Raw genomic sequence first — 24,129 nt, forward strand, 5'->3', positions numbered from 1 at the left:
CCAGTCTATCCTGAGCGTCTCAACCGTCTTTCCAGTCCGTCAGCACCGTCTCCAGCGCCCCAGCACCGCCTCAGCAGCGCCGGTGAAGGGGGTTCTAAGGTCTACCCCACAAAGCCGCAAGCAGAAAATTTGAAAAATTCGAAAAAACTCAGAATTTTAAAATTTAATTTTATTTTCAGTCTCTTATCGCTAAACCCATCTCCAAAACGAACTCCCTACGCCACCGTTTCACCGTGCAACCCAGGTTTTGCACAGGCTTACCCACAGACTCAGGCGGAATCGACCTGTCGGAATCGGCTGAGCGGGTTCGACAGTGGCAGACGCAAGGCCAGAAGGCCCAGAATCACGCTCAGATAGATCAGTGGCTCGATCTGGAACCCTTTCGCCAGCATCACGTAATGCAGCCCGCCCAAAATCGCAGCTGGATAGACCAGACGTTGCAGGACGCGCCAGCGTGGACCCAAACGGCGCACCGACAGATTATTTGAAGTCACAGCCAAGGGCAGCAGCAGGAGGAACCCGGCCATGCCCACTGTGATATAGGGACGTTTGAGGATGTCGGCCCAGATCTGGCTTGGCAGTTGCACATCCAAAACCAACCATACCAACAGATGCAGACTGACATAGACAAAGGTCAGCACCCCCAAAGCCCGCCGGAACTTCGTCAGGTTCAGCCCCGCAAACCGCCGCAACGGAGATATCGCAAGCACAGCAATCAACAACTGCAACGCCAGCTCGCCATAGCGATGTTCCAGCGCTTCGATTGGATCAATACCCAATCCTCCGGTCAGACCCTGATAGAACAGCCATGGTGCCGGGATCAGGCCCAGCAGATAGACGGCCCAAACAGGCACCCGGCGGAGTATCTGGTTCACGGTCTGCATGCGCTTAGTAGTATTCCGACAGATCCATGCCTTCGTAAAGACCGGCGACTTCGGCCTCGTAGCCGTTGAACATAAGCGTCGGGATACGCTTTGAGAACAGCCCGCCCCCGATGGTACGCTCAGACGCCTGAGACCAACGCGGGTGATCCACATTCGGGTTCACATTACTATAGAAGCCATATTCACGCGGGTTGGCCATGTTCCAGCTTGTCGGAGGTTCAACATCCGTAAGGGTAATCCGGACGATCGACTTGATCGACTTGAACCCGTACTTCCATGGAACAACCAAACGCAAAGGGGCGCCGTTCTGGTTCGGGATCGGACGATCATAGATTCCCGTCGCCATGATCGTCAGCGGATGCATGGCCTCGTCCAGCCGCAAACCTTCACGGTAGGGCCAGTCCAGGACCGGGAATTGCACGCCGGGCATCTCATCCGGGCGATAGGCAGTCTCAAACGCCACATATTTGGCACCTTCCTGCACACCGGCCATATTCAGCAGATCAGCCAGTTCGAATCCGTTCCAAGGAACAACCATCGACCAAGCCTCGACACAGCGGAACCGAAAGATCCGCTCTTCGACTGTCATTTCGGACATTATGTCTTTGAAGTCGTATTCACCGGGGCGGTCCACCAGACCATCAATCTGAACGCTCCAGGGTTCGGTGACCAGCGTGTGGGCGTATTTCGCAGGATCATCCTTGCGGGTGCCGAACTCGTAGTAATTGTTGTAGGACGTGATCTCTTCCCAAGTGTTCGGCGTCAAACCCTCAGGAGACTCTTCCGCGGAACCCTTTTGCGCAATCCCCGCCAGCCCGGCACCTGCAAGCCCAGCCATCACCTGCCGCCGGTTCATAAACATCGCCCTTGGGGTGACATCTGCATGTGTCAGTGTATTGGTCCAGCGACGCGCCATCTCTGTCTCCGTGATCGTACATTGTTAATTGTCAGTTAGTGCGCTCTTAGCACAGGACCAAGGCAACATGCGTCACGATTGGGAGACGAGGCTGTAACGAACCATCAAGCGGCGCAACAAAGGCTCAATACAATACTAAACGTATAATCATTCATAAACTTCGGCTAAAAGTAGCCGCTTTTTCATACGAAATGTACATTTAACCCAACAGAACCTAGCGTCACCCTTGATATTGGCGCTAGCCAACCCGCAGCCCAGCCGCTTAAGTTTTCCCAAGGCGTGAAGGGACGGAGTTGAGATCACCCCAAGGCTGATCACGCAGATAGCGCCACAAAAAATACGACGATATGATCGGAAAGGACGAGACATGAAAATGAAGCTGGTAGCTGGCCTGTCGCTGGCCCTGTTCATCGCGGCATGCGCTGAAAAAGAGACCTACCCAATCTCTGGGTGCGACTCGAATGAGACATTCCCCGTGACCTGCGAGGAAATCGGTGAAGATACCAATCTCGATGAGAGCAACGCACAAGACCTGAATGCGTTGCCGACCGGCACCTAAGATTTCCGATCCTTTGGCCCCTCTGGGTCATGCACGTATTCAAGAGCCTGCCATTCGGCAGGCTCTTGTCGTTTGCGGTCCTTGAAATCAGTTATTCGTTGGATGCAACGTTAACCAAAACGCACAGAACCGATCACGGTGAGTTGAAGCATCGTTCCCCGAAACACTGCAGCCTCTCCTACCGCTATCTTTACAACTGCTTCTCGCAAAATGCAGTCTGTTCCGAAGGGGTCTTGTAGGGATCCTTCGAAACCCGACAACCGGGACAGCCGAAAGGGAGAAGACAAATGTGTGACATCTGTGTGATGAACGCGGTCAAGGACCGGATGCTTTCAAGGCGGAGTTTCTTCAAAGCCGCCGCAGCCTCGGGCGTGGCCGTAGCGGCGACCAGTGCAGCAGCGCCAATGGCGATGGCCGCGGGGCACGGCAAGGTTGAGGATATGACCCACACGATCAGCCCTGACTTTCCCACCTATTTTGGTGAGCCCGGCTATGCGTCCGAACAACTGTTCAATTTTGGCGACCACGGCTTCAACCTGCAACGCATGACTGTAAACGAGCACACCGGAACTCATATTGATGCGCCATTGCATTTCTCGGCGGATGGGGCAGCGGTCGACGAAATCCCGGTTACAGATCTCGTGGCACCGCTTTGTGTTGTCGATATCGCTGCGCGGGCGGCCGAAGATGCCGATACTTTACTGACACCGGACGATCTGAAGGCGTGGATGGCAACCCACGGAGATATTCCGGACGGCGCCTGCGTTGCCCTATACTCTGGTTGGGCCGCCAAGGTCGACAGTGACGGCTACCGCGGATTTGACGGGCAGGCGCAGCACTACCCCGGCTTTCATGTCGAAGCCGCTCAGATGCTGATCGAGGAAACAGGCGCGCGGTCGTTGGCTTCAGACACCCTGTCGCTGGATCACGGAATGTCGGCCGACTTTGCCACCCACTACGCGTGGCTGCCAACGGGCCGCTTTGGGATCGAAAACATCGCTGGGTTGGACCGCGTCCCCGCTTCGGGCGCAACGCTGGTTATCGGAGCGCCAAAGCACAAAGGCGGCACAGGCGGACCCGCGCGCATTTTCGCGATGGTTTGAATGATAACGGTCGAAAAGGATCGAATGCCCGATCCTTTTCGGCACCGCCAATGAGCGGGTCTTGAACATCGAATAAACCTGCCACAAAGTCCGGACTGCAACTCCAATCCCAGACATGTAGAAACCACGATATGATCACGACCGAGCGGATGATGAAGGCAACTGCCCTGCCTGAAGTGTCCGGACTATCCTTCGACGCGTTTTCCCAAAACGATCTGGTCAATCTGATCATGCAAAGGTCAGAGATCATTCATGACCAACCCCGCTCCGGCAGGATTAACCGCGCCTGGGCCGCCGGAAATCCCGAACCCGCCCTATCGCTTGTGCGGGATCACGGAACCGATCTGGCGCGCCGCGCTGCCGCAATTATCTATTTAGAGTACCTGGAACTTCGGGATACGATACAAAGCCTCGCTCCGTCATCGATTGCAGATATCGGCTGTGGTTATGCTATGTTCGATCTGTTTTTGTGGCAGGACCACAAGTGTCACCTGAACCTGATTGATTTAGAAACCACTACAGAACGGCATTTCGGATACGCGGAAACCGGCGCGGCCTATTCCAATCTGTCTGTCGCGCGATCGTTCCTGATGGAAAACGGCGTCCGCGCCAGCGACATCAACTGCCTGAATCCCGGTTCAGACGAACTCTCATCAATCGGCACCGTTGATCTTGCGATGAGCTTTATCTCGTGCGGCTTCCACTATCCCGCGCAGACCTATGCAGGTTTTTTTCGCGACGTGGTCGAAGACGACGGTGCCGTCATTCTCGACGTGAGAACCCGCAAACTCCGCGAAGGTTCTGCGTTTCTGGAAACCTTGGGTCAGGTTTCTTTACTTGTGGATGCGGCGCAAGGTGGTGCGAAACGGCTGATTGTCCGAAAAGGCCCGTAGGTTTATTGCGTGGGCAGCTTTGGCGCTCGGGCGCGAAAGAAAACGATCGTTTTTCTGGGCAACAAAACACATGCTTTCGCAAACGAAAAAGACCTACCGAATGGGTAGGTCTTTTAAGGCTTAAAGCTCAGTGCACGACCGCATCATCCGGCCTTGGACGATCCGACGTTCCCAATCGGTCGCCGATGATCAGGCCATCAGAACCGGCCGAGACCGGAACTGTCTCACCATCCTTGATCTCACCGGCCAGCAATGCCTCGGCCAGGGGATTCTGCAACGCGCGTTGGATCACGCGTTTTAACGGACGAGCACCAAAGACCGGGTCATAACCTTCATCGGCCAGCCATTGCTTGGCACCATCGTCCAGCGCCAGCTCGATCTTACGGGCGGCCAGACGTTTTTGCAGACGCGCCATCTGGATATCGACGATGCCATCCATGTCAGCCCGCTTGAGCCGGTCAAAGATGATCGTCTCGTCCAGACGGTTGAGGAATTCGGGCCGGAAATGGGCCCGGACCGCATCCATCACATCGCGCCGCGCCTGCGCGCTGTCTGCGCCTTCGGGCAACTGACTCAGCGCCTGAGACCCAAGGTTCGACGTCAGGATGATAAGCGTCTGCTTGAAGTCGACAGTGCGGCCCTGACCATCGGTCAAAACGCCATCGTCCAGAACCTGCAACAGCACGTTGAACACGTCCGGGTGCGCTTTTTCGACCTCGTCAAACAGCACGACCTGATAGGGCCTGCGCCGCACGGCCTCGGTCAGCACACCGCCTTCATCATAGCCCACATAGCCCGGAGGGGCACCGATCAGACGGGCAACCGCGTGTTTCTCCATGAACTCGGACATGTCGATACGAACCATCGCGTTGTCGTCGTCGAACAGGAAGTTCGCCACGGCCTTGGTCAGTTCGGTTTTCCCCACACCGGTGGGCCCTAAGAACAGGAAAGATCCCAGCGGGCGTCCTTCGTCGTTCAGCCCGGCACGCGCACGGCGCACTGCGTTGGCCACGGCAGTCACTGCTGCATCCTGACCGATCACGCGGGAATGCAGATCATCTTCCATCCGCAGCAACTTCTCGCGCTCACCTTCCAGCATTTTCGAGGTCGGGATACCGGTCCAGCGCTCTACGACGGAGGCGATCTGTTCCGGGCGCACCGTTTCCTCGGCCATCATGGCGTTGCTTTCGGCATTCTCGGCCTCGGTCAGCTTTTTCTCAAGCTCGGGGATGACGCCATAGGACAGCTCCCCCGCCTTGGCGAGGTTACCTTCACGCTTGGCGATCTCCAGATCAGCGCGCGCTTTGTCGAGCTGTTCTTTCAGATCACGCGCACCGGCCAGCTTATCGCGTTCGGCCTGCCACTGGGCGGTCATTTCGGCGGATTTCTCCTGCAGATCGGCCAGATCCTTTTGCAAGGTTTCCAAACGATCCTTGGAGGCAGCGTCGTCCTCAAGCTTCAGCGCCTCTTCCTCGATCTGCATCTGCAGGATCTGGCGATCTAGCTGATCCAGTTCTTCGGGCTTGGAATCTACCTCCATCCGCAACCGCGACGCGGCCTCATCGACAAGGTCGATGGCTTTGTCGGGCAGGAAACGGTCGGTGATATAGCGATGCGACAGCGTCGCCGCCGACACCAGCGCCGAGTCGGAAATACGCACGCCGTGGTGCAGTTCGTACTTTTCCTTGATGCCGCGCAGGATGCTGATCGTGTCCTCGACCGTCGGCTCTGTGACCATCACAGGTTGGAATCGGCGTGCAAGGGCCGCGTCCTTTTCGACGTATTTGCGGTACTCATCCAGCGTGGTCGCGCCGATACAATGCAGCTCGCCGCGGGCAAGCGCAGGCTTGATCAGGTTGGCGGCATCCATCGCGCCGTCGGACTTACCAGCGCCCACCAGCGTGTGCATCTCGTCGATGAACAGAATGATCTCACCAGCAGCCTCAGTGACCTCGGTGAGAACGGCCTTGAGGCGTTCTTCGAACTCACCACGGTATTTCGCACCAGCAATCAGCGCGCCCATGTCGAGCGCAAGCAGTTTTTTGTCCTTCAGCGATTCCGGCACGTCGCCATTGACGATGCGAAGGGCCATGCCCTCGGCAATCGCGGTTTTACCGACACCGGGTTCACCGATCAGAACAGGGTTGTTCTTGGTCCGTCGAGACAGAACCTGCATCGAACGGCGGATTTCCTCATCCCGCCCAATGATCGGGTCGATCTTGCCCTCAGCCGCCGCCTCGGTCAGGTCACGCGCGTATTTCTTGAGCGCGTCATAGCCTTCTTCCGCCGACGCGGTGTCGGCAGTGCGGCCTTTGCGGATATCGTTGATCGCCTCGTTCAGTTTCTGCGCGGTGACTGCACCGTCTTCCAACGCCACCTTGGCTTTCGATTTCACCATGCATAGCGCCATAAGAATGCGCTCGACCGGGACAAAGCTGTCGCCTGCCTTGGTCGCGATTTTCTCGGCCTCGTCCAACACTTTGGCAGTCTGGCCGTCCAGATAGACCTGTCCTGTGTCGCCTTTGACCTTTGGAATACGCGCCATCGAGGCATCAAGCGCATTCACGACACGGCTGGGCGCACCACCGGCCCGCGTGATCAGGTTGCTGGCCAGCCCCTGATCGTCATCCATCAATGCTTTCAGCAAATGTTCGGGCGTCAGACGCTGATGCTCTTCCCGCATCGCAATAGTCTGCGCCGCTTGCACGAAACCCCGTGCCCGCTCGGTGAACTTGTTCAAGTCCATAGTATTCTCCTTTTCCAAGCGCCCTGTGTCGATGCGCCCGCTTGGCGGCACGCTTCTGATCTGGGCCTCACATTCAATCTGGGAAATATCTGTCCCGGTTCAAGAGGTCGAAACGCTATTTCCGCCCTACCTGCGCGGAACCGAATAGACAGTGTATCCCCCGGTTTCAGCCACTTCTCGCGCGCCATACATCTGGACCAGAGATTGCGCCGCTTCACCACCTGTTGGACAGGATACCAGATCAGCGGCATCATCCAGAAAATCAATTGTAAACGCAGTCTCACCTGTGATCTGACAATCATCATCGGTCGAACGATAGCCTCTAAAAAGCCGCAGGTTGTCGTTTGTGGGGGTCCTTACGACCGTGTCAGCGGCCTCGGTTTCCAATGGCATATCCTGACATCCTGTCAGCAATACGATGATTACGGCGGGTGCAAACTTTTTCACTTTGAATTCCATTCCTTCAATCCGCGCACATTATACCACATCTGGTAAACTCTGCCGTGAACTGAATCACCTACTCGTCCCACATGGACAGAACCTTGCAAACCCGCTAGGACGCAGACGTTTGCCAAAAACGGAGCGCCCCCATGTCCGACGATCGCCTTATCGTAGCCCTAGACGTACCCAACGCCCTGCAGGGTTTGGCCATGGCCGAAAGGCTGGGCGACAGCGTCTCTTTCTACAAGATTGGTTTGGGCATGCTTACAGGCGGCGGGCTGGCACTGGCCAATGAGCTGAAACAGGATCACGGAAAGCGCATCTTTTTGGATATGAAACTGTTCGACATCGGCAATACCGTCGAAAACGCGGTACGTGGGCTGGCGCAGTTCGATCTGGATTTCCTGACCGTCCATGGCGACCCCCATGTAGTGCGCGCTGCGAAAGAGGGTGCCTCGGGCAAGGATCTGAAAATCCTCGCTGTGACCATTCTGACCTCGCTGAACCGCGATGATCTGGATGCCAGCCTGTTGAAGGATGGCGACGTGCAGGAACTGGTCGTCGAACGCGCGGCAAAGGCGCTTGAGGCCGGGGCAGATGGTGTCATCGCCAGCCCGCAAGAGGCCGCGCTGATCCGGGCCTTACCACAGGCCGAAGGTCGCCTGATTGTGACCCCAGGTGTGCGCCCGGCAGGTGCTGCGCTTGGCGATCAAAAACGCGTCGCCACCCCAGCGACCGCGATCGGTGACGGTGCAGATCACATCGTGGTCGGCCGCCCAATCTATCAATCTGACGACCCGAAAGCCGCCGCCGAGGCGGTTCTTGCCGAGTTAAATTCCTTGACACGGCACTAATCGCGGACGTCAGAAACCGCGGAAAAACCCGGTTTCTGTCAGCCAAACAGTTGACCTTACGTAACTTTTAATGAAAACCGCGCCAAATCGTCCCTGTGCCCGAAAACACACATGAAAACTGCCTGTTTTCCTTGTGTGAACTCGATCCTATCGAAACCTCTGATTTTCAGCGAATCTGGTCCCGTGATACTCCCCGCGGACCGTCTCTTCCTGAGGTCCGTCACCTCCCCCCGCAACGCGCGGGGGGTCTTCTTTTGCATCAAACAACCACCCGGCGGGGTTTTTCTTGACCAATTGGGTGGTATATTCAAACCCCGCGAATTGATCGAATGAAAGACGGGAACACCGCATGCCCGGTCTGTGCCGAGACTGCCTGACCACTGTGACGGACGACCGCCGCTGCCCTGCCTGCGGTAGTCCGCGCATCAAGACGCATCCTGAACTGTTTGACCTGACCATCGCGCATATGGACTGCGATGCGTTCTACGCTTCGGTCGAGAAGCGCGACAACCCTGAACTTGCCGACAAACCCGTCATTATTGGCGGCGGGAAACGCGGCGTCGTGTCGACGGCCTGCTATGTGGCGCGTATTCGCGGAGTGCGTTCAGCGATGCCCATGTTCAAAGCCCTGCAACTGTGCCCCGATGCTGTGGTCATCAAACCCCGCATGTCGGTCTATGCGGAAGTCTCGCGTCAGATTCGGGCGATGATGGACGAGTTGACCCCAGTCGTCGAACCTTTGTCATTGGACGAGGCTTTCATGGACCTGTCCGGCACCCAGCGACTGCACAGTGCACCACCCGCAGTGATGCTGGCGCGCCTTGTGAAACGGATGAAAGATGAGCTGGGCGTGACTGGTTCAATCGGGCTTTCACATAACAAATTCCTCGCCAAGGTCGCATCCGACCTCGACAAACCACGTGGCTTTTCCGTAATCGGCGAGGCCGAGACCGCTTCGTTTCTGCACGACAAGCCCGTCCGGCTGATCTGGGGCATCGGACCAGCTGCACAAGAATCGCTCGAGCGCGCAGGGATTCGTACGTTCTCGGACCTGTTGCGCTGGGATCAGGAGGCCCTGACAGCCAGATTCGGCGCGATGGGGTATCGGTTGTGGCATCTGGCCCGAGGACAGGACAAGCGCCGCGTCTCTGCCCATGAACCGATGAAGTCCATCAGTAATGAAACTACCTTTTTCGAAGACACAGCCAGCCTTGACATACTTGATGGTCATCTGTGGCGCATGTCCGAAAAGGTGGCGGATCGTGCCAAGGCCAAAAGCCTGGCTGGCAGGATCGTGACCCTCAAGCTGAAGAAAGCCAATCACAAGATTATCACCCGCCGTGTCTCGTTACGTGATGCGACGCAGATTGCCGATCGCATTTACCGCACGGCCCGCAGTTTGTTCGATCAGGTCGGAGATCAGGGACCCTATCGCTTGCTTGGCTGCGGTTTGTCGGATTTGTGCCCCGAGGATCAGGCCGATATCACGGGCGACTTGCTGGACCCCGGCGCAGCGCAGCGGTCGCAGGCCGAACGCGCCACGGATGAAATCCGTCGCAGATTCGGACATGATGCTATCTTGAAGGGGCGATCTTTGCGCTGATCTTATTCGGCCGCAAGGCGCAGAGGCTCTTCACCGATCAACGTAATTTCGCAAATGACCTGCCGCAACAGCTCGCGAAAGGCGGTGAAATTCCCATTTGGCTCAATCCGCGCTTCGTCCATGTAAAGCGAACGGTCTATTTCGATCTGCACCGCGTGCTGATCGCGCGCGGGTCGACCATAGGTCTGCGTCACATACGCCCCAGCAAACGGTGCGTTTCGCGCCACTGTCAGACCAGCGGCCACAAAAGCGGCTTCGATACGGTCCACGACTTCGCCAGAGGCTGCGGCGCCAAACCGGTCCCCTAACACAATCTGAGGGCGCGAATTTGCGGTGCCGGCCATGGCCACAGCTTCGTGCGGCATCGAATGGCAATCCACAAGGATCGCCTGCCCGAACGCCTTGTGCGATTCGGCCAACAATGCCTTGAGTCGCGTGTGATATGGCCGCCAGCAGGTATCGATGCGCAGCCGCGCCTCGTCCATTGTTAGCTTACCGCGATAAATCGCGCGACCATTCGCAACCACACGGGGGATTACGCCAAGCCCCGAGGACACGCGCGGATTGTGCCCCTGTCGACGCGCGCCTTCCACAAGCGCCGGATCCAACTCCTCGGCACTGCGGTTAAGATCCAGATAAGCCCTTGGCTTTGTCGCAGAAATCAGCGGCGCTCCAAAATCCGAAGCGGGTGCGAACAACTGATCCACGAACGCATCCTCAGAGGATCGAATCACGTCGCGGCTAAGAATGGTTCGCTCCATCAGCTCCTGAGGGTAGTTCCGGCCGCTATGCGGGGAAGCAAAGACCACACAAGACGTGCGCTTGGCAGGCATATCCAATACATAGGCGGCGTTAGGCATGGTGGCTCCTTGGTTCGGTCTGAACATAGACCGGAAAATAGTTATACCAAACCCCTTGAACCCCTTTGCGACTCCTTTTATAGACCCCGCTACCGGCGCGGGGTTCCGCGCCCCATTTCGTTATGGGGCAGGGCACGCAAAGGTAAAGTGGGCGGTTAGCTCAGCGGTAGAGCACTTCGTTGACATCGAAGGGGTCACAAGTTCGATCCTTGTACCGCCCACCATGATTTCACTGTTCCGGGGCTCCGGGACACCCGATTAACCCAGGCGCTGGCCACGTCTTTGATGAAGGCGCCGCAGATTGGAGACAGACCCATGAAGGTCAAGAACTCGCTCCGCTCGCTCAAGAACCGGCACCGTGATTGCCGGATTGTGCGTCGCAAAGGCCGCGTCTACGTGATCAACAAGACGCAGCGCAAGTTCAAAGCTCGCCAGGGCTAAGAACTGCACAAATCGAATTCAGGGAAACCGCGCCGGTTGGGTGCGGTTTTTTTGTTTTCAAATCGCATGTTGCGTTGATTTCCCGCTTAGCTGGTCGCTTGCATGTTTCAGATACTCACATTCCCTTGACGCGATGTGAGTTGGCAGCGCCCCCTTTGTCTGCGCAGCATCCTGCAGTCGCAGAATGAGATAGGGAATTCGCTATGACAATCAAACGCCGCCAATTCGTACAGCTGGGGCTTGCTTCCGCAGCCGCTCTGACACTGGGAACACCTTCTGTATTTGCCGCAGGCAAGGAACGCACCGGCAGCCTTTCCGGCCGCAGCGGCTATAAGGTGAAGGGGACGGTTTCCGTTTCCGGCGACACCGTCACGCTCAAAAGCGATTATGTCTTCGACCCCAGCAAGAACCCGCCAGATATCAAAATCGGCTTTGGCAATGGCGAGAAATACGCGAAGGGCTCCAAGATTCACGACAAGCTGACCGTTAAAAAGGGCGAAGCCTCATTCAAGATCCCTTCCGGCATCGACGTTTCCAAGTACAACGAGCTGTATATCTATTGTGAGAAATTCACTGTGATTCTGGCCGTCGCGCCACTCAGCTAAATCTCGCCTTGCGCTGTTTGAAATCCGCCTGCATGCGTGGGCGGGTTTCTTATTTGCCCGGCTTTGCGGAGGGCGAACATGTACAGTCAGGATTCCTTTTTTGATCTGTCCGCTTGGGGACAGGTCGGGCTTGTCTTCATCAGCCTCACTCTGTTTCTGATGATGGTGCTTTTGGCACGGCGCTGCCTGAGACGTTTGCCAATATGGGCAAGGTTTCTGTGGGCGCTGACCCTTTTCTGGGTGTTCGTGTTGGCCTCGCCGCAGGTTTACTACATGTACTATCGCATGATCATTCCGGATTTACCGCTGCAATGGGTCATCTGGCCACCCAAAGACGCCCTTATCCCCTTTGAAATTTTGCTTTTTTCACACCAGCAAAACCTCAGCGCACACGGGCAGGGTATACTCGGATGGGCTATTATTCTGGCCGCTGTTTTGCAACGTAGGCACCCTTAACGCCTTTCGGAGGTTCCCCACGTCAAGGTCAGTGCGTTGCGCCTTTCCAGCAGCGACCATTTTGACCAACTAATTTTGTCAGTTTTTCTTGCATCCCCGCCAGAATCGTTTAATTGACCAAATCAGTCGGGTTATTACCCGCCACGACATTCAAAGTTGGGACACATGATGCTGAAATCCTCCACTTGTATTGCTGCCGCTCTGACGGCCCTTATTGCGACCTCTGCCGCGGCTGAGGGCGAGCTTAACCTCTATTCCTCGCGCCATTATGACACCGACGAACGCCTTTATTCGGATTTTGAAGAGGCCACTGGCATCACCATCAACCGTATCGAAGGCAAGGCCGATGAGCTGATCGCCCGAATGGAAGCCGAAGGTGCGAACTCACCTGCCGACATTCTGCTGACCGTCGATACTTCTCGCCTTGCCCGCGCCAAGAATGCAGGCATCCTGCAAGTGATCGACAGCGCGGTTCTGGAAGAGCGTATCCCTGCCAACCTGCAGGACGAAGACAACCAGTGGTACGGTTTCTCACAACGCGCGCGAATTATCTTCTTTGACAAAGCCGACGTCGCGAACCCGCCGGCCAACTATCTGGATCTGGCCAAGCCGGAATACAAAGGTTTGGTCTGCATCCGGTCGTCCAGCAACACCTATAACCAAACGCTGCTTGCTGCGATCATCACCAACCATGGTGCCGAGGCCGCGAAAACCTGGGCCGAAGGCGTTGTCGCCAACATGGCACGTGACCCGCAGGGCGGTGACACCGATCAGCTGCGCGGGATCGTCTCGGGTGAATGCGAAATTGCCGTTTCCAACTCTTACTACTTCGCCCGCGCACTGCGTAAAGACGTGAAGGGCCTGAGCGCGGATATCGACATGATCGGCATTCAGTTTCCCGCACAAGACGCGGAAGGCGCCCATATGAACCTGTCAGGTGCGGGCATCGCAGCCCATGCGCCGAACAAAGAGAACGCAGTGAAATTCCTTGAATACCTCGCAGGCGAACAGGCACAGGTCTACTTCTCGAACGGCAATGATGAATTCCCCGCCGTCGAAGGTGTCGCACTGGCCGAAAACGTTGCTTCGCTGGGTGAGTTCAAAGCGGATACAGTGAACCTGTCCGAAGTTGCCAAGAACATCCCCGAAGCACAAAAAATCTTCAACGAAGTTGGCTGGCAATAATCCTCTAGACCAGACAACGGGAAAGGGCGCGGTTTTCCGCGCTCTTTTTTGTTGTATTGGAATAAAAATCGCCAATAATCTCAAAAAAGGAAATGATTCTCATATTTGATAAATGTTGGATGATCTATCGAACCGCCTTGCCAACCGATTAAACGAGCTGCGCCTGATGCGCGGTTGGTCCTTGGACCAATTGGCAGAACGCAGCTCTGTCAGCCGCGCCACTTTATCCCGGCTCGAAAAGGGGGGCGTGAGCCCGACCGCAGAAACGCTCGGCCGGTTGTGTGCCGCCTACGGCTTGCCCATGTCGCGCCTGTTGATGATGGTGGAAGACAGCTTTGCACCACGGGTTCCCTTGGAACGTCAACCTGAATGGCGCGACCCTGAAACCGGGTTCACGCGCCGGTCGGTTTCGCCCCCGGCCACCGGTTTGAACGGTGAGGTCATGGAGGGGCACCTGCCGTCTTCGACAGTTATCACCTATGACGCACCCCCGAAGCCGGGACAGGAACACCATCTGATCATGCTGGACGGCGCTTTGACGCTAACAGTGGACGGCGTGGCGCACGACCTGACGGCCGGAGATTGCCTGCGTTATCACCTTTCCGGTTCGACCCGGTTTGAAACCTCAACCAAGCGCGGTGCGCGTTACTTGTTGGTGCTGATATGATCGAACGTTTGACCTCATCGGATCTGGACGGCGCATTGGACGATTTGGCGGGTATTCTGCACGCCTGTGTGCATGACGGTGCCAGCGTAGGATTCATCCTGCCCTTTCCGCCTGAACAAGCACGCGCCTATTGGCTAAACCATGTATGGTCCGGTGTTGCCGGGAACGAGCTGGATCTATTTGTGGTCCGCAACGCCCAGTATGTCTTGGGGACGGTTCAACTTATACCGGTCAAAATGCCGAACCAACCGCACAGGGCAGATGTCGCTAAACTGCTGGTGCATCCAAACGCCCGCCGCCAAGGACTGGGCCGCGCTTTGATGGCCGCCTTAGAAGAGCGCGCTGCTCAACTCGGGCGCAATGTGTTGGTTCTGGACACGCGCAGTTCAGACCCGTCGCTGCGACTGTATCAAAGCCTTGGTTTCCAGATCGCCGGCGAGATTCCGAACTATTGCCGCAACCCGCTCGATGACCGGCTGGAACCCACAACTTTCATGTACAAAAACCTGCACTAGGCGCTAGTTTTCCGGACATTTGCGGCAAAGCAATAGCCGATCCCGTGAACGGTCTTGATGAAGGCCGGCGCGGCGGGATCAGCTTCGATTTTCTTTCGCAGACGCATGATATGGACGTCGATGGTCCGGTCTCCGACGACGATGTCTCGCCCGCGCGCCTTGTCCAGCAGCTGATCGCGCGAGAACACCACATGAGGATTGGTGACAAAGGCCAACAGCACCTCGAATTCGGTGGTGGTCAGTGGTGTGGCCTCGGGCGCGCCGGACGCGGTCAGGGTCCGCTCGTTCACGTTCAGCACCCAGTTCCCGAAGGTGATCGTTTGGGACTCAGAACCGTTGGTGGGTTTGTCGTCAGGTTTTGACCGACGCAGAACGGTACGGATGCGGGCCAGAACCTCGCGCGCCTCGAACGGTTTCGTGATGTAGTCATCCGCCCCAAATTCCAGCCCGACGACCCGGTCGAAAATCTCATCCCGGCCGGAGACCACGATAATTGGAATGTTTGAGTTCATCCGCAACTCGCGCGTGATGTCGAAACCGTTGCGGCCAGGCAATCCGATATCCAGCAGGATCAGATCAACCTCGGCCCGCGCCAGAACAGCATCCATCGCATCGCCATCGGCCACGCACGTGACTGCGCAGCCCTGCTTTTCAAGGTAACGCTGCAGAAAAGACGTGATCTGCGGGTCGTCATCGACCACAAGGATATGTTCTTGAACCATATTCGAGTCCGGGCGGGCAAAGTGGGCTGGCGCGGAACTGTTGTAGCCGCAGCCCCCCGACACTTGCAAGAACGAGCTCTGCCCCGGCATCAGAACCGCAGGAAAGACAAGCTATGGCCCTGCGGCAAGGCTTCGGTTTCCGCAGGGATCACCGCCAGCCCATCCGACTGCGCCAACAGCGCAACACGTCCGCTGTAGGACGCCGCCATCAGGCGCAGACGCGGTGTTCCGTCAGGCTCTGCCCCCTCAATCACAACGGGTCGGTATTCCTGACGACCGGCCCGGCGGCTCAGCGGCTCGGACAGAACCGCTTGTTCCGGGGTCTGAGACGCGTGATGCAAACCGGCGCGCCGCGCCATCATGTGCGATCCAACAATCTGCCATGTGACATAGGCCGAAACCGGATTGCCCGGCAGCCCAACATAAAGCGCATCCCCGCGCCGCCCGAACATTATCGGCTTGCCCGGTTTCATCGCCACTTTCATCACATCCGGCTTGCCGCCGATGGCCTCGAACAGACGCGGCATGTGGTCTTCATCTCCGACCGATACGCCGCCCGTGGTAATGATCAGGTCAGAGCTGTCGCAAGCCTCTCGCAGCACCTGTTCCAGCTTGGCGGGGTTGTCCTCGACCGGGCCTTTGTCGGTCAGGGCAATCCACGGCTTGTCCAGCAGCGCCCGCAGCATGTAGCGGTTCGAGTTGTAGATCTGTCCCGGTCCCAACGCCTCGCCGGGTTGTTGTAGCTCGCTACCGGTGGAAAAGATCGTGACTTTCAGCTTGCGATAAACCGTGACCTCGCCATAGCCGGACGATGCCAGCGCGGCGGCCTCGCGCGCCGTGATCTCACAACCACGGCGCAGGATCGGGGCGCCAGCCTTCAGGTCTTCGCCCACACGGCGGATGTGCTGGCCTGGCTTGGGGCGGCGCGAGAACCGAATGCCTGAGACGGTGGCATCACAGTCTTCCTGCATCAAAATGGCGTCGAAATCCGGCGGGACCGGCGCGCCCGTGAATATCCGCAGCGCACTGCCCGCAGGCGCGTCATGCGCCCCGCTATCCCCGGCAGCGATTCGTCCCGCGACGGGCAGTTCAAACAGCGGACCATCGCCCAAATCGGCAATGCGCACCGCATAGCCATCCATGGCCGAGTTATCAAAAGCGGGCATATCCACCTTGCTGGTGCAATCCTCGGCCAGCACCCGCCCAATAGCGTCAATCAACGGCAGGGTTTCCGTTTCGGTGATCGGGTCGGCCACCGACAGGCCCTTGGTCAGGGCCTGGGAAACCGTCAGAAACATATGAGCCTGCCGGTCGCAGGCGCAGCCATCAGCCATTTTGAGCCTCCAGATATGTAAAGAGTTCCTCGAACCCCGCGCGCTCTGCCTCGCCGATATTGGGCAGGTGGGCGCGGGCGTCCTCGAGATTTGCGTTGGGGTCGCCCACCACCAACAGCATAACCATGCCATGCCGGCCATGAACGCGGCAGCGAATGCCATAGACGCCTTCATGCTCGAAGGTCAGATCCAGCTCGGGCTTGCCGCGAATTTCGAAACTGCGTGCGTCCTCGGGGATCATCGGACGGATGGATGTCACCGTATGCCGCCCGGTCGAGCCCTTGAACCGCACCGTGGAACCAGCGGGTACTTGCAGGAACTTGGGTTCGAATCGAAACGCATGGGCCGGGGTGTCTGCACTCAGGTCGATGATCTGGTGAACGACGGCAACGTCAGGGAGGTCATCGTCATAAAGGGCGGGAGCAATGGTCATTGCGCCCGCCAATATCGCTGCAGCCAGTTTCAGCGAAATGCTCATCTGTCCCTCCGGGCATTCAGGCTGCCCGTGCAGGTTCCCCCAACAGATCAGCCAATGCGTTTATCATCACCGGCCATTGCGCGCGTCGGTCTTCGTCGCGCAGTTCGGCCAGCAGTTCGCGGCCAATGGACACGATCGCTGGGGCGCTGTCCTTGACATAGGTCACAATACGCTGCTCGGGGTTGGCCAGCAGGAAAGGTACGATGGCCGCCCCTGCCTGATCCGGCGCGGTTTCCGACAGCAGCCGCATGGCTGCCTGACGGACAGGGGCCGAGACATCATCCAACAGGCTGCGCGCCACGTCAGGCGTGCCGTCCCATCGGGTCAGGATATGCATCGCGTCGATGCGGAACGGCGTATCGCCGGTTTTCACCATCGCACGCAGCTTACCCCGCAGGTTGTCCTGCGGCGGCAGATCAGCCTGTTGCAGCAGCTTCAATGCTTGCAGAGAAAGCGCGGAGTCCGTGTGCGACAACCCCTTGGTGATCAAATCGACTAGCTGGTCTTGATCCAATTCCGCACCATGGCGCGCGACGGCCACACCCAGCGCGGCAAACGCCTGCTGCGCGATCTCGGTTTCCGGGTCTTGCGCAATCTGCGCCAGCATGACCTGCATTCCCTTGACCTCGCCCAACAGGCGGATGGCGGACATGCGGGTTTCACGCTGCAGCGCATCAGCATCGTCATCCAGCGCCACGCGGCGGCGTTTGGGGTGACGGGTCGCCTTGGCCAGCAGCGCCTGTTCGCGCGGAGTCAGGGGTTGCACCTCATCCTGTTGCGCTTCCTGAGTCATCTCGGCGGCAATCGCGTCATGTCCCAGAATTGCTCCGAGGCTTGAGGTCGGACCATTCTCACCACCCTCGGACACATCCAACCCGGCCTCTTCCAGCGCGGCGATATCGGTTTGCGGGGTCTCTTCTTCTGCGGCTTCGTCGGCAGCCACAGGCATCGGGGCCAGCGCAAAGGACAGCAGCAACTCGCGCCCTTGTTGCTGGTTCACATGCGGACGGTCGGCATCCGTTACGATCATCGCCAGCGACGCAACGGCCTTCAACCGTACTGACCGGAAGGGCGCGCGGCAGGCGCGTTGCAGCCATTCTGCCGCCTCACGAAGGGGCGAGTTCGCCAGCGCATCGACGATAGCCCATTGCAGGCGCTCGGCCTTGAGGTCATCGGCATCGACCGAGAAAAGCGCATTCAGCCGATCCGCCACCAATTCCGGAGCCAGCGCCGCCAGCAGGCCTAGCGCCTGCGCGGACACTTCGGGCTGTTGACCGGTGGCGAGGAAATCCAGCACCTGCCAGCGCAGATCGTCCTGGTCGGCAATCGGCGTTGTGCGATCCAGCCGCTCAATCAGCGCCAGTTGCACCTTGGCACCGGGGTCGCGCATCATGCGGTCCAGCAGCTCGGGTTCCGAAAACCCAGCCTGGTTCAGCGCGGCAATACGGATGTCCTCTACCGCGTCCGTCAGCGCCTGTTCGACCACAGCAGCATCGGTTGGCATCAGCGCCTCATAACCGATCAGACGCACGGCCCCATCCTTGTCGGTGGTGGCTTTGCGCAGGATCGCTTCGGCTTCGGCCCCGCCGATGGTGGCCAGAGTGCGCAGGGCGCGGTGGCGCAGGCGGCGGTTCGAGGATTGGGTGAACACGCCCAGCGTCGGCACTGATGCCTCGCCAATCCGGCCCAGCGCCTCACACGCCACATCGCCTAGTTCCTGCCCGTCTTCGTCCATCAGGGCCATGACGATGGGTTCGATCGCCGCCACGTCGCCCATCCGGCCCAGCGCCTTGATCGAAGCGATCTGCGTGTCCAGCCAATCGTCCCATTCGTCCTGGTGCAGCTCATCCTCGTCCCACGTGATGTCCTCGCCGCGCCCGGTGACGAGGGTGCGCAGATAGGGCGCTGCGTCTTCGGATTTCAACTCGGCCAGAGCGGTGACGCAGGCCAGTTTTACCTCGCCACACGGATCGTGGATCAGGTTTTCCAGCAGTTGCGGTGCTGCGTCCTGAACACCCAGCGCGCCCAGCGCTTGGGCGGCGTCCTGACGGACGTCTTCATCGTCATCCAGCAAAGCCTCGACCAAAGCCGGACTATTGGCGGCGCCAATGGCACTCAGGGCCTGAATGGCGCGCAGGCGGATCACGTCATATTCGGATTTTGCGTAGTCAGAGAACAGGCTGGTGGCCTCATCACGCAGGGCGGTATCGGAATGCATGTTCATATCGGGTCTGCCATGTTTTGCGGTTGGGTGGGGTTGGGTGGGGTTGGGTGAAAGTGGAAGGCAGATTTCCCAACCGATACCTGCCTTCCAGTTAGGCCGGGGACGCCCGGCCCATGGTCCCTTCTGCAGTGGGACCAGACCCGGGGGGCGGCATGGCGACCGCCCCCCGGAAAGCCGTCAGGCGATGTCGCGCGGAGCGAAGGACATCGTGCGGAACGAGGTCTTGTAGGGGCTCGGCCCCAGTTTCCGCAGCTTGGCAACGCCCATCTTGTAGTTGTAGTTGCCACTGATCCAGTCGACGATCCGGCCCTCAAGCGCGTTCGCGGGCTGCTGCATGTGCAGGAAGTCCATGTAGACCACGCTTTTCTTGATGGCGGGCGTGACCATGGCCACGGCTGTGATCGCCGCTTTGGTCAGTTCGATATGCCCGTTCTCCATCAGTTTCGAGAACTGGAAGTCGTCGCCTTCCACACCCAGCAGCGTGTGCTTGTTGCCCGGAACACGTTCCGAATACACCATCACATAGTCGCCGCTTTCGATGCCACGCTCAGCTGCATCATCGGGGTGGATTTCAACCCAGTTTTCCGGCCAGCGCTGCACGATATACGGGCGGCGACGGTCATCAAAGCCAGACTGCCAGCGTTCGTTGATCCGACCGGAGGTCGCCCACAACTCGCCTTCTTCCTTGTTGGGTTTCAGCCATTCCCAATAGTCCGAGAACAGACCCCACGGCGATTTCTGGATGTTGCACTTGCCGGTCTGGCTGTTGAAATGCGTCAGCTTCTTGTTGAACACATCCGCGCCAGCCGCACCGGTATCGGGCAGTTCGCGGGTTGTGTCGTGCAGACGCTTGGTTTCAATCAGCGTGACCCCATCGGTATCCAGCATGACCGGGCATTGAACCCCATCGGTGCCAAACTCACGGACCTTCTGGTGCAGGCCTTTGCCCTCTTTCTTGGCCAAACGATAGACGGCGTGGAAGTCCTTGCGCGACCCGCGGGTAAAGCGCACGGCCTCTTCGGCGACCTCGTTCGAGTTCTGCCAGTCGAACCCGTCAAAGCCCATCCGCTGTGACAGTTGCGCAATGATCCACCAGTCGGGTTTCGCCGCACCGGGCGCATCATAGAACTTCTGGTACAGGCGCAGACGGCGTTCGCCGTTGGCGCGCAAGAAGTCCTCTTCGCCCCAGGTCGCTGCGGGGAACACGATGTCGGCGTAACGGTTGCCGATCGGGTCCTGCAGATAGATGTCCTGGTTGATCACCACCATACCGCCGCTGTCGGCGCGGGCCTTCAGCGTATCGATCATCTCTTGCTTGTCGAAAGAGGCAATCTGGTGCGGGTTGCGGACGGTCAGCTCCTCGAACTTGTCGGCCAGTTGCTGGCTGCCGCACATGGACTGGATCCAGGTGGTGCCGATCACATGGGCCATACGGGTATGACCTGCGATCAGATACCGGTCGGTATCCATGGCGCGGCGACGGCGGCCCGGCAGTTTCTCAGGCGATTTGTTGCGCGGGTATTTCCCGCCCTTCACGCCGCCCCGCTGGTGACCACCGGCCCGGCCAATGACTTGACCCGGACGACCGCCACAGCCACAGATGATGCCCAGCGCGGAAATCGCCTGTGTGTTGCCGGTGTTGTTGGACCAGTAGAACCCTTTCTCGATCATGACCGAGGTTTTGGGCCGTGTGCCATCCGCCTTGGGTTTGGCCAGCCATTCGGCGGCAGTATAGATTTTCTGCACGTCGATTTCGGCCATGGCGGCAGCATTTTCAGGCGAGAACTCGTCCTGCGACAGCAGCCACTCTTTCCAGTCTTCAAAGCCTTTGGTCTGGAACTTGCCCCAGGTCGTACGCCACTGCCATGGCGTGTTCCGGGTGCCCTGACCGAAGCCGGATGAGCTTTCCCACTTGTTGTTGACCCATTTCTTGATCCAGTCGCTGTCTTCCCAGCCATTTTCCACGATGACGCGGGCAATGGCGTTGACGACCAGCAGGTCAGTGCCAGGCAGAACGTCGATATGCAAGCCACCCATCTTGACCGCATGGGCCACACCGGCCGAGCTGCGCGGGATCAGATAGATCTCTTTCTGACCGTTCTGCATCCCCTTCATCATCCACTGGGTATAGAGGATGGTCTTGGTCTCATACGGGTCGGTGCCGCAAACCAGAAGGGTTTCCGCATCACGCCAGTCTTCGTAGGACGGGCCGAAGTTGTCGAAACCCGCATCCCGGAAACCGGGGGTCGAGGTCACGTCGGACGGCGTGTCGTGGAAGGTGAAGTTCGCGGTGTTGATGTGGCGCAGCGCGTATTTCGAGATCGCATAGGTGTTCTCGATATACTGATAGCTGAAGGTTTTCACGCCATAGGCATTGGTGCCGTGCTTGGCGATGACGTGGTTGCCCACCTCAGCCGCCACATCCAGCGCCAAATCCCACGGAACCGGCATCAGCGTGCCATAGATCCGCATCAGCGGTGTCTTCAGGCGATCACGAGTCGGTGTCTGCGGGTTATAGCATTTCTGCGCAATACACCCGCCCCGCAAGGAACTGTCGCCGTCGGTGTTGACGTATTGCGTGTCCTTATCCGGGATGATCACCACGTGGTGCGGCTGACCTTTGTGCAGAACGATATTGTGCTGGTTCGGCGCGACCCATGCACCCAGCGGTGCAACAGGGAAATCCTCGCCAAAGGCGTTTTCGTCTGCGGTGGGGCCACCGGGTTTGGCCGTCACGGGCCAGCGGTAGACTTTGTAACCACAGGCCACGATGCAGTAGTCGCAGGCGGTCGAGATGACCTCGGCGCCTTTGGGCGGCAGCGGGACGTTGGTTTCGGGTACGTAATACGGGGTTGCCATGTGAGTATCCCCTTCCCTTATGCAATCAGGTTGTCGTAGCGGCCGTAGATCAGGCCGAACATGCCGACGGCGTAGATGTCATCACCGTCCAGTTCCAAAAGGACCTGCGGCAGCGACTGATAGGCTTGCCCCGAAACGAGGATGCCATGCCGTGTCACGTCATAGGTGGACAGGTGCAGCGGGCACGGGCCCAGCACCTTATGTTCGGGTTTGTAGCTGTCATACATCGACCCGCCCTGGTGGGTGCAGGTGAGGTTGAAGGCCACAACGTCCTTTTGCGGACCGATGCCACCGCCGCTTTCCACTCCGGTCTTGACCAGGATCGAGTCCGAGTAGTCGCCCTCATCCGGGTAGTAGAACTCGACCGGGACATCCTGTTCCAGCTCGGACAGTTTGCCGATCAGCTTGCGCGGATAGGTGGATACCAATGCGGGCACCTGTTCTGCCTGACCGTGGCGAGTGGGCATGGCCACCATCACGGCAAAGGTTGTTGCGCCCGAGGCGAACAGGAACTGGCGGCGGTTCACGGTGCAGGCCTTTTTGGCCTCGCCAGAACAGCTGCATCCGGTTGCGTTATGATCTTTCATGACGCTTACTCCTCTGCTGCAACCGCAGAAAGCGGCTGGTAATCCGGCAGATCGGGCTCTTCGACCAAGATCTCGTCACCGGACAGGGATTTCAGGAAGGCCACCAGATCCGCCTTTTCCTGATCGTTCAGGCCAAGCGGCTGGATCAGATCGGATTTGGTTGCTGCGAATTCATTCTCGCCACCGCCCTGGTTGTAGAATTCAACTACGTCCTCGAGCGTCTCCAACATGCCGTTATGCATGTAGGGTTCGGTATAGAGGGTGTAGCGCAGGCTTGGCGTGCGGAACTTGCCCAGATCGGCCTTTTCCTTGGTGCGGAAATAGAAACCGGGGTCGTCTTTGGTATGGCGATAGAAATCCTCGGTCGAGCCTTTGGCATAGAGCTCATACCGGAAGGTCACTTGCGCCAGACCGTCATCTTCCCAGCCGCTATAAGGTGGAACGCCGGTGTTGTAGTACTTCTCATCCGACAGTAGAGCGCCGTTGTGGCATTCGGAACATTGCGCCTTGCCGGTAAACAGCTCCAGCCCGCGTTTCTGTTCCTCGGTCAACGCCGCATCATCCCCGCGCAGGTAGTTGTCGAAGGGCGTGTCGGTCTGAACGATGGTGCGTTCAAACGCAGCAATGGCGCGCCACGCGTTGCTGATGCGCGGCCATTGATCGCCGAAGACATCGTTAAAGCGTTCGACATATGCGGGCACAAAGGCCAGACGGGCCTCCATCATGTCGGCCTCGCCGTTGCCGGCGACCGCACCGCCTGCAGCGGATTTGGCCTGGCTTTCAAGGCTTTTACTTGATCCCGCCCAGAACAGCTTGCCGTAATAAGCCGAGTTCACGATGGTCTGGCTGTTGCGCCAGTGAGTCGTGCCCGGATAACCGAACGAGATCGGCGCTTCGACGTCCCAGCCCACATCGGGCAGGTGACAGGCCGAACACGGCGTTGTCTCGTTCCCGCCCAGACGCGGATCGAAAAACAACATCTTGCCCAGCTCGATCTTGGCCTCGGTCTGCGGGTTGTCCAGCGGGATGGGAGGCTCGCCTAGCGCCACCAATGGCGCATCAGGGTCGGGGTCTGCGCCGCCGATACCGGCCTCAATCGCGATACTGTCCGCAGCGAAGGCTTGCGAACCGATGGCAGCAAACAAGGCAGCGGTGGCGATTGTGCCTGAAAGGTAAGACTTAAGGTCTTTCATGGGT

The 24,129-nt window shown here is 58.3% G+C and carries 23 protein-coding genes and 1 tRNA gene; 12 read left to right on the plus strand and 12 right to left on the minus strand.

The genetic code is table 11. From position 1 onward, the window contains the following. Positions 1 to 269: 269 nt before the first annotated feature. Positions 270 to 884: a protein-methionine-sulfoxide reductase heme-binding subunit MsrQ gene (msrQ, locus tag ACR0DX_RS14980; protein ID WP_480846580.1), complete on the minus strand. Its 615-nt coding sequence runs from the start codon at positions 882 to 884 to the stop codon at positions 270 to 272. Between the two features lie 4 nt (positions 885 to 888). Continuing rightward, positions 889 to 1,800: a protein-methionine-sulfoxide reductase catalytic subunit MsrP gene (gene msrP / locus ACR0DX_RS14985; RefSeq protein WP_480846582.1), complete on the minus strand. Its 912-nt coding sequence runs from the start codon at positions 1,798 to 1,800 to the stop codon at positions 889 to 891. Between the two features lie 367 nt (positions 1,801 to 2,167). On the opposite strand from msrP, the gene ACR0DX_RS14990 reads away from it, so the two are divergent. The 3 genes from ACR0DX_RS14990 (at position 2,168) to ACR0DX_RS15000 (ending at position 4,355) form a co-directional block, all read left to right on the plus strand. Next, a complete protein-coding gene (locus tag ACR0DX_RS14990) occupies positions 2,168 to 2,359 on the plus strand; it encodes a hypothetical protein (protein WP_170356042.1) in 192 nt (63 codons plus the stop codon). 287 nt (positions 2,360 to 2,646) lie between these two features. After that, a complete protein-coding gene (locus tag ACR0DX_RS14995) occupies positions 2,647 to 3,462 on the plus strand; it encodes a cyclase family protein (RefSeq protein WP_170356041.1) in 816 nt (271 codons plus the stop codon). 131 nt (positions 3,463 to 3,593) lie between these two features. Then, positions 3,594 to 4,355, plus strand: coding sequence for a class I SAM-dependent methyltransferase (locus ACR0DX_RS15000; RefSeq protein ID WP_170527513.1), 762 nt, complete (start codon positions 3,594 to 3,596; stop codon positions 4,353 to 4,355). 127 nt (positions 4,356 to 4,482) lie between these two features. Here ACR0DX_RS15000 and clpB read toward each other — a convergent pair whose 3' ends face one another. After that, entirely contained in the window at positions 4,483 to 7,101 is a 2,619-nt protein-coding gene (gene clpB, locus ACR0DX_RS15005) for an ATP-dependent chaperone ClpB (RefSeq protein ID WP_170356039.1), read from the minus strand. Between the two features lie 126 nt (positions 7,102 to 7,227). Then, the gene (locus ACR0DX_RS15010; protein WP_480846586.1) at positions 7,228 to 7,548 is read right to left on the minus strand and encodes a hypothetical protein; all 321 of its coding nucleotides are present in this window, start codon (positions 7,546 to 7,548) and stop codon (positions 7,228 to 7,230) included. 143 nt (positions 7,549 to 7,691) lie between these two features. Between ACR0DX_RS15010 and pyrF the strand changes: the two genes are divergently transcribed. Beyond that, positions 7,692 to 8,396: an orotidine-5'-phosphate decarboxylase gene (gene pyrF / locus ACR0DX_RS15015; RefSeq protein WP_170356038.1), complete on the plus strand. Its 705-nt coding sequence runs from the start codon at positions 7,692 to 7,694 to the stop codon at positions 8,394 to 8,396. Positions 8,397 to 8,745: 349 nt separating this feature from the next. After that, a complete protein-coding gene (locus tag ACR0DX_RS15020) occupies positions 8,746 to 9,999 on the plus strand; it encodes a DNA polymerase IV (RefSeq protein ID WP_170356037.1) in 1,254 nt (417 codons plus the stop codon). Between the two features lie 2 nt (positions 10,000 to 10,001). Here ACR0DX_RS15020 and ACR0DX_RS15025 read toward each other — a convergent pair whose 3' ends face one another. Beyond that, positions 10,002 to 10,859, minus strand: coding sequence for an N-formylglutamate amidohydrolase (locus tag ACR0DX_RS15025; protein WP_170356036.1), 858 nt, complete (start codon positions 10,857 to 10,859; stop codon positions 10,002 to 10,004). Positions 10,860 to 11,008: 149 nt separating this feature from the next. On the opposite strand from ACR0DX_RS15025, the gene ACR0DX_RS15030 reads away from it, so the two are divergent. The 7 genes from ACR0DX_RS15030 to ACR0DX_RS15060 all read left to right on the plus strand — a co-directional run bounded on the left by ACR0DX_RS15030 (position 11,009) and on the right by ACR0DX_RS15060 (position 14,728). Continuing rightward, positions 11,009 to 11,083: transfer RNA gene (locus tag ACR0DX_RS15030), tRNA-Val, on the plus strand. A 91-nt stretch (positions 11,084 to 11,174) separates the two neighbouring features. Continuing rightward, on the plus strand, positions 11,175 to 11,300 hold the full coding sequence (ykgO, locus tag ACR0DX_RS15035) for a type B 50S ribosomal protein L36 (RefSeq protein WP_008755722.1): 126 nt from the start codon (positions 11,175 to 11,177) through the stop codon (positions 11,298 to 11,300). A 203-nt stretch (positions 11,301 to 11,503) separates the two neighbouring features. Next, a complete protein-coding gene (locus ACR0DX_RS15040) occupies positions 11,504 to 11,905 on the plus strand; it encodes a DM13 domain-containing protein (RefSeq protein WP_170356035.1) in 402 nt (133 codons plus the stop codon). A 78-nt stretch (positions 11,906 to 11,983) separates the two neighbouring features. Continuing rightward, positions 11,984 to 12,361 carry a hypothetical protein gene (locus ACR0DX_RS15045; RefSeq protein WP_170356034.1) on the plus strand — a complete coding sequence of 126 codons (378 nt, stop codon included), beginning with the start codon at positions 11,984 to 11,986 and terminating at the stop codon, positions 12,359 to 12,361. 168 nt (positions 12,362 to 12,529) lie between these two features. Next, positions 12,530 to 13,546: a Fe(3+) ABC transporter substrate-binding protein gene (locus ACR0DX_RS15050; protein ID WP_170724697.1), complete on the plus strand. Its 1,017-nt coding sequence runs from the start codon at positions 12,530 to 12,532 to the stop codon at positions 13,544 to 13,546. Between the two features lie 112 nt (positions 13,547 to 13,658). Further along, positions 13,659 to 14,213, plus strand: a complete 555-nt coding sequence (locus ACR0DX_RS15055) for a helix-turn-helix transcriptional regulator (RefSeq protein ID WP_170356032.1) — start codon at positions 13,659 to 13,661, stop codon at positions 14,211 to 14,213. Further along, the gene (locus tag ACR0DX_RS15060) at positions 14,210 to 14,728 is read left to right on the plus strand and encodes a GNAT family N-acetyltransferase (RefSeq protein WP_170356031.1); all 519 of its coding nucleotides are present in this window, start codon (positions 14,210 to 14,212) and stop codon (positions 14,726 to 14,728) included. The genes ACR0DX_RS15055 and ACR0DX_RS15060 overlap by 4 nt, the downstream gene beginning before the upstream one ends. Here the strand turns inward: ACR0DX_RS15060 and ACR0DX_RS15065 are convergent. The 7 genes from ACR0DX_RS15065 to ACR0DX_RS15095 form a co-directional block, all read right to left on the minus strand. Continuing rightward, on the minus strand, positions 14,725 to 15,450 hold the full coding sequence (locus tag ACR0DX_RS15065) for a response regulator (protein ID WP_170356030.1): 726 nt from the start codon (positions 15,448 to 15,450) through the stop codon (positions 14,725 to 14,727). The genes ACR0DX_RS15060 and ACR0DX_RS15065 overlap by 4 nt on opposite strands. A gap of 89 nt (positions 15,451 to 15,539) precedes the next feature. After that, positions 15,540 to 16,784 (minus strand): molybdopterin molybdotransferase MoeA, encoded by a 1,245-nt coding sequence (locus ACR0DX_RS15070; RefSeq protein ID WP_170356029.1) that lies wholly within the window; start codon positions 16,782 to 16,784, stop codon positions 15,540 to 15,542. After that, the gene (locus ACR0DX_RS15075; protein WP_170724695.1) at positions 16,777 to 17,262 is read right to left on the minus strand and encodes a plastocyanin/azurin family copper-binding protein; all 486 of its coding nucleotides are present in this window, start codon (positions 17,260 to 17,262) and stop codon (positions 16,777 to 16,779) included. Before ACR0DX_RS15075 ends, ACR0DX_RS15070 begins: the two co-directional genes overlap by 8 nt. 16 nt (positions 17,263 to 17,278) lie before the next feature. Next, entirely contained in the window at positions 17,279 to 19,486 is a 2,208-nt protein-coding gene (locus ACR0DX_RS15080; RefSeq protein ID WP_170356027.1) for a HEAT repeat domain-containing protein, read from the minus strand. A 177-nt stretch (positions 19,487 to 19,663) separates the two neighbouring features. Next, positions 19,664 to 22,345: an arsenate reductase (azurin) large subunit gene (locus tag ACR0DX_RS15085; RefSeq protein WP_170356026.1), complete on the minus strand. Its 2,682-nt coding sequence runs from the start codon at positions 22,343 to 22,345 to the stop codon at positions 19,664 to 19,666. Between the two features lie 17 nt (positions 22,346 to 22,362). Next, the gene (locus tag ACR0DX_RS15090) at positions 22,363 to 22,932 is read right to left on the minus strand and encodes an arsenate reductase (azurin) small subunit (RefSeq protein WP_170724694.1); all 570 of its coding nucleotides are present in this window, start codon (positions 22,930 to 22,932) and stop codon (positions 22,363 to 22,365) included. A gap of 5 nt (positions 22,933 to 22,937) precedes the next feature. Continuing rightward, the gene (locus ACR0DX_RS15095) at positions 22,938 to 24,125 is read right to left on the minus strand and encodes a cytochrome c peroxidase (protein ID WP_170356024.1); all 1,188 of its coding nucleotides are present in this window, start codon (positions 24,123 to 24,125) and stop codon (positions 22,938 to 22,940) included. Between the last annotated feature and the right edge of the window lie 4 nt (positions 24,126 to 24,129).

This window comes from Ruegeria sp. D3 (genome assembly GCF_056534465.1).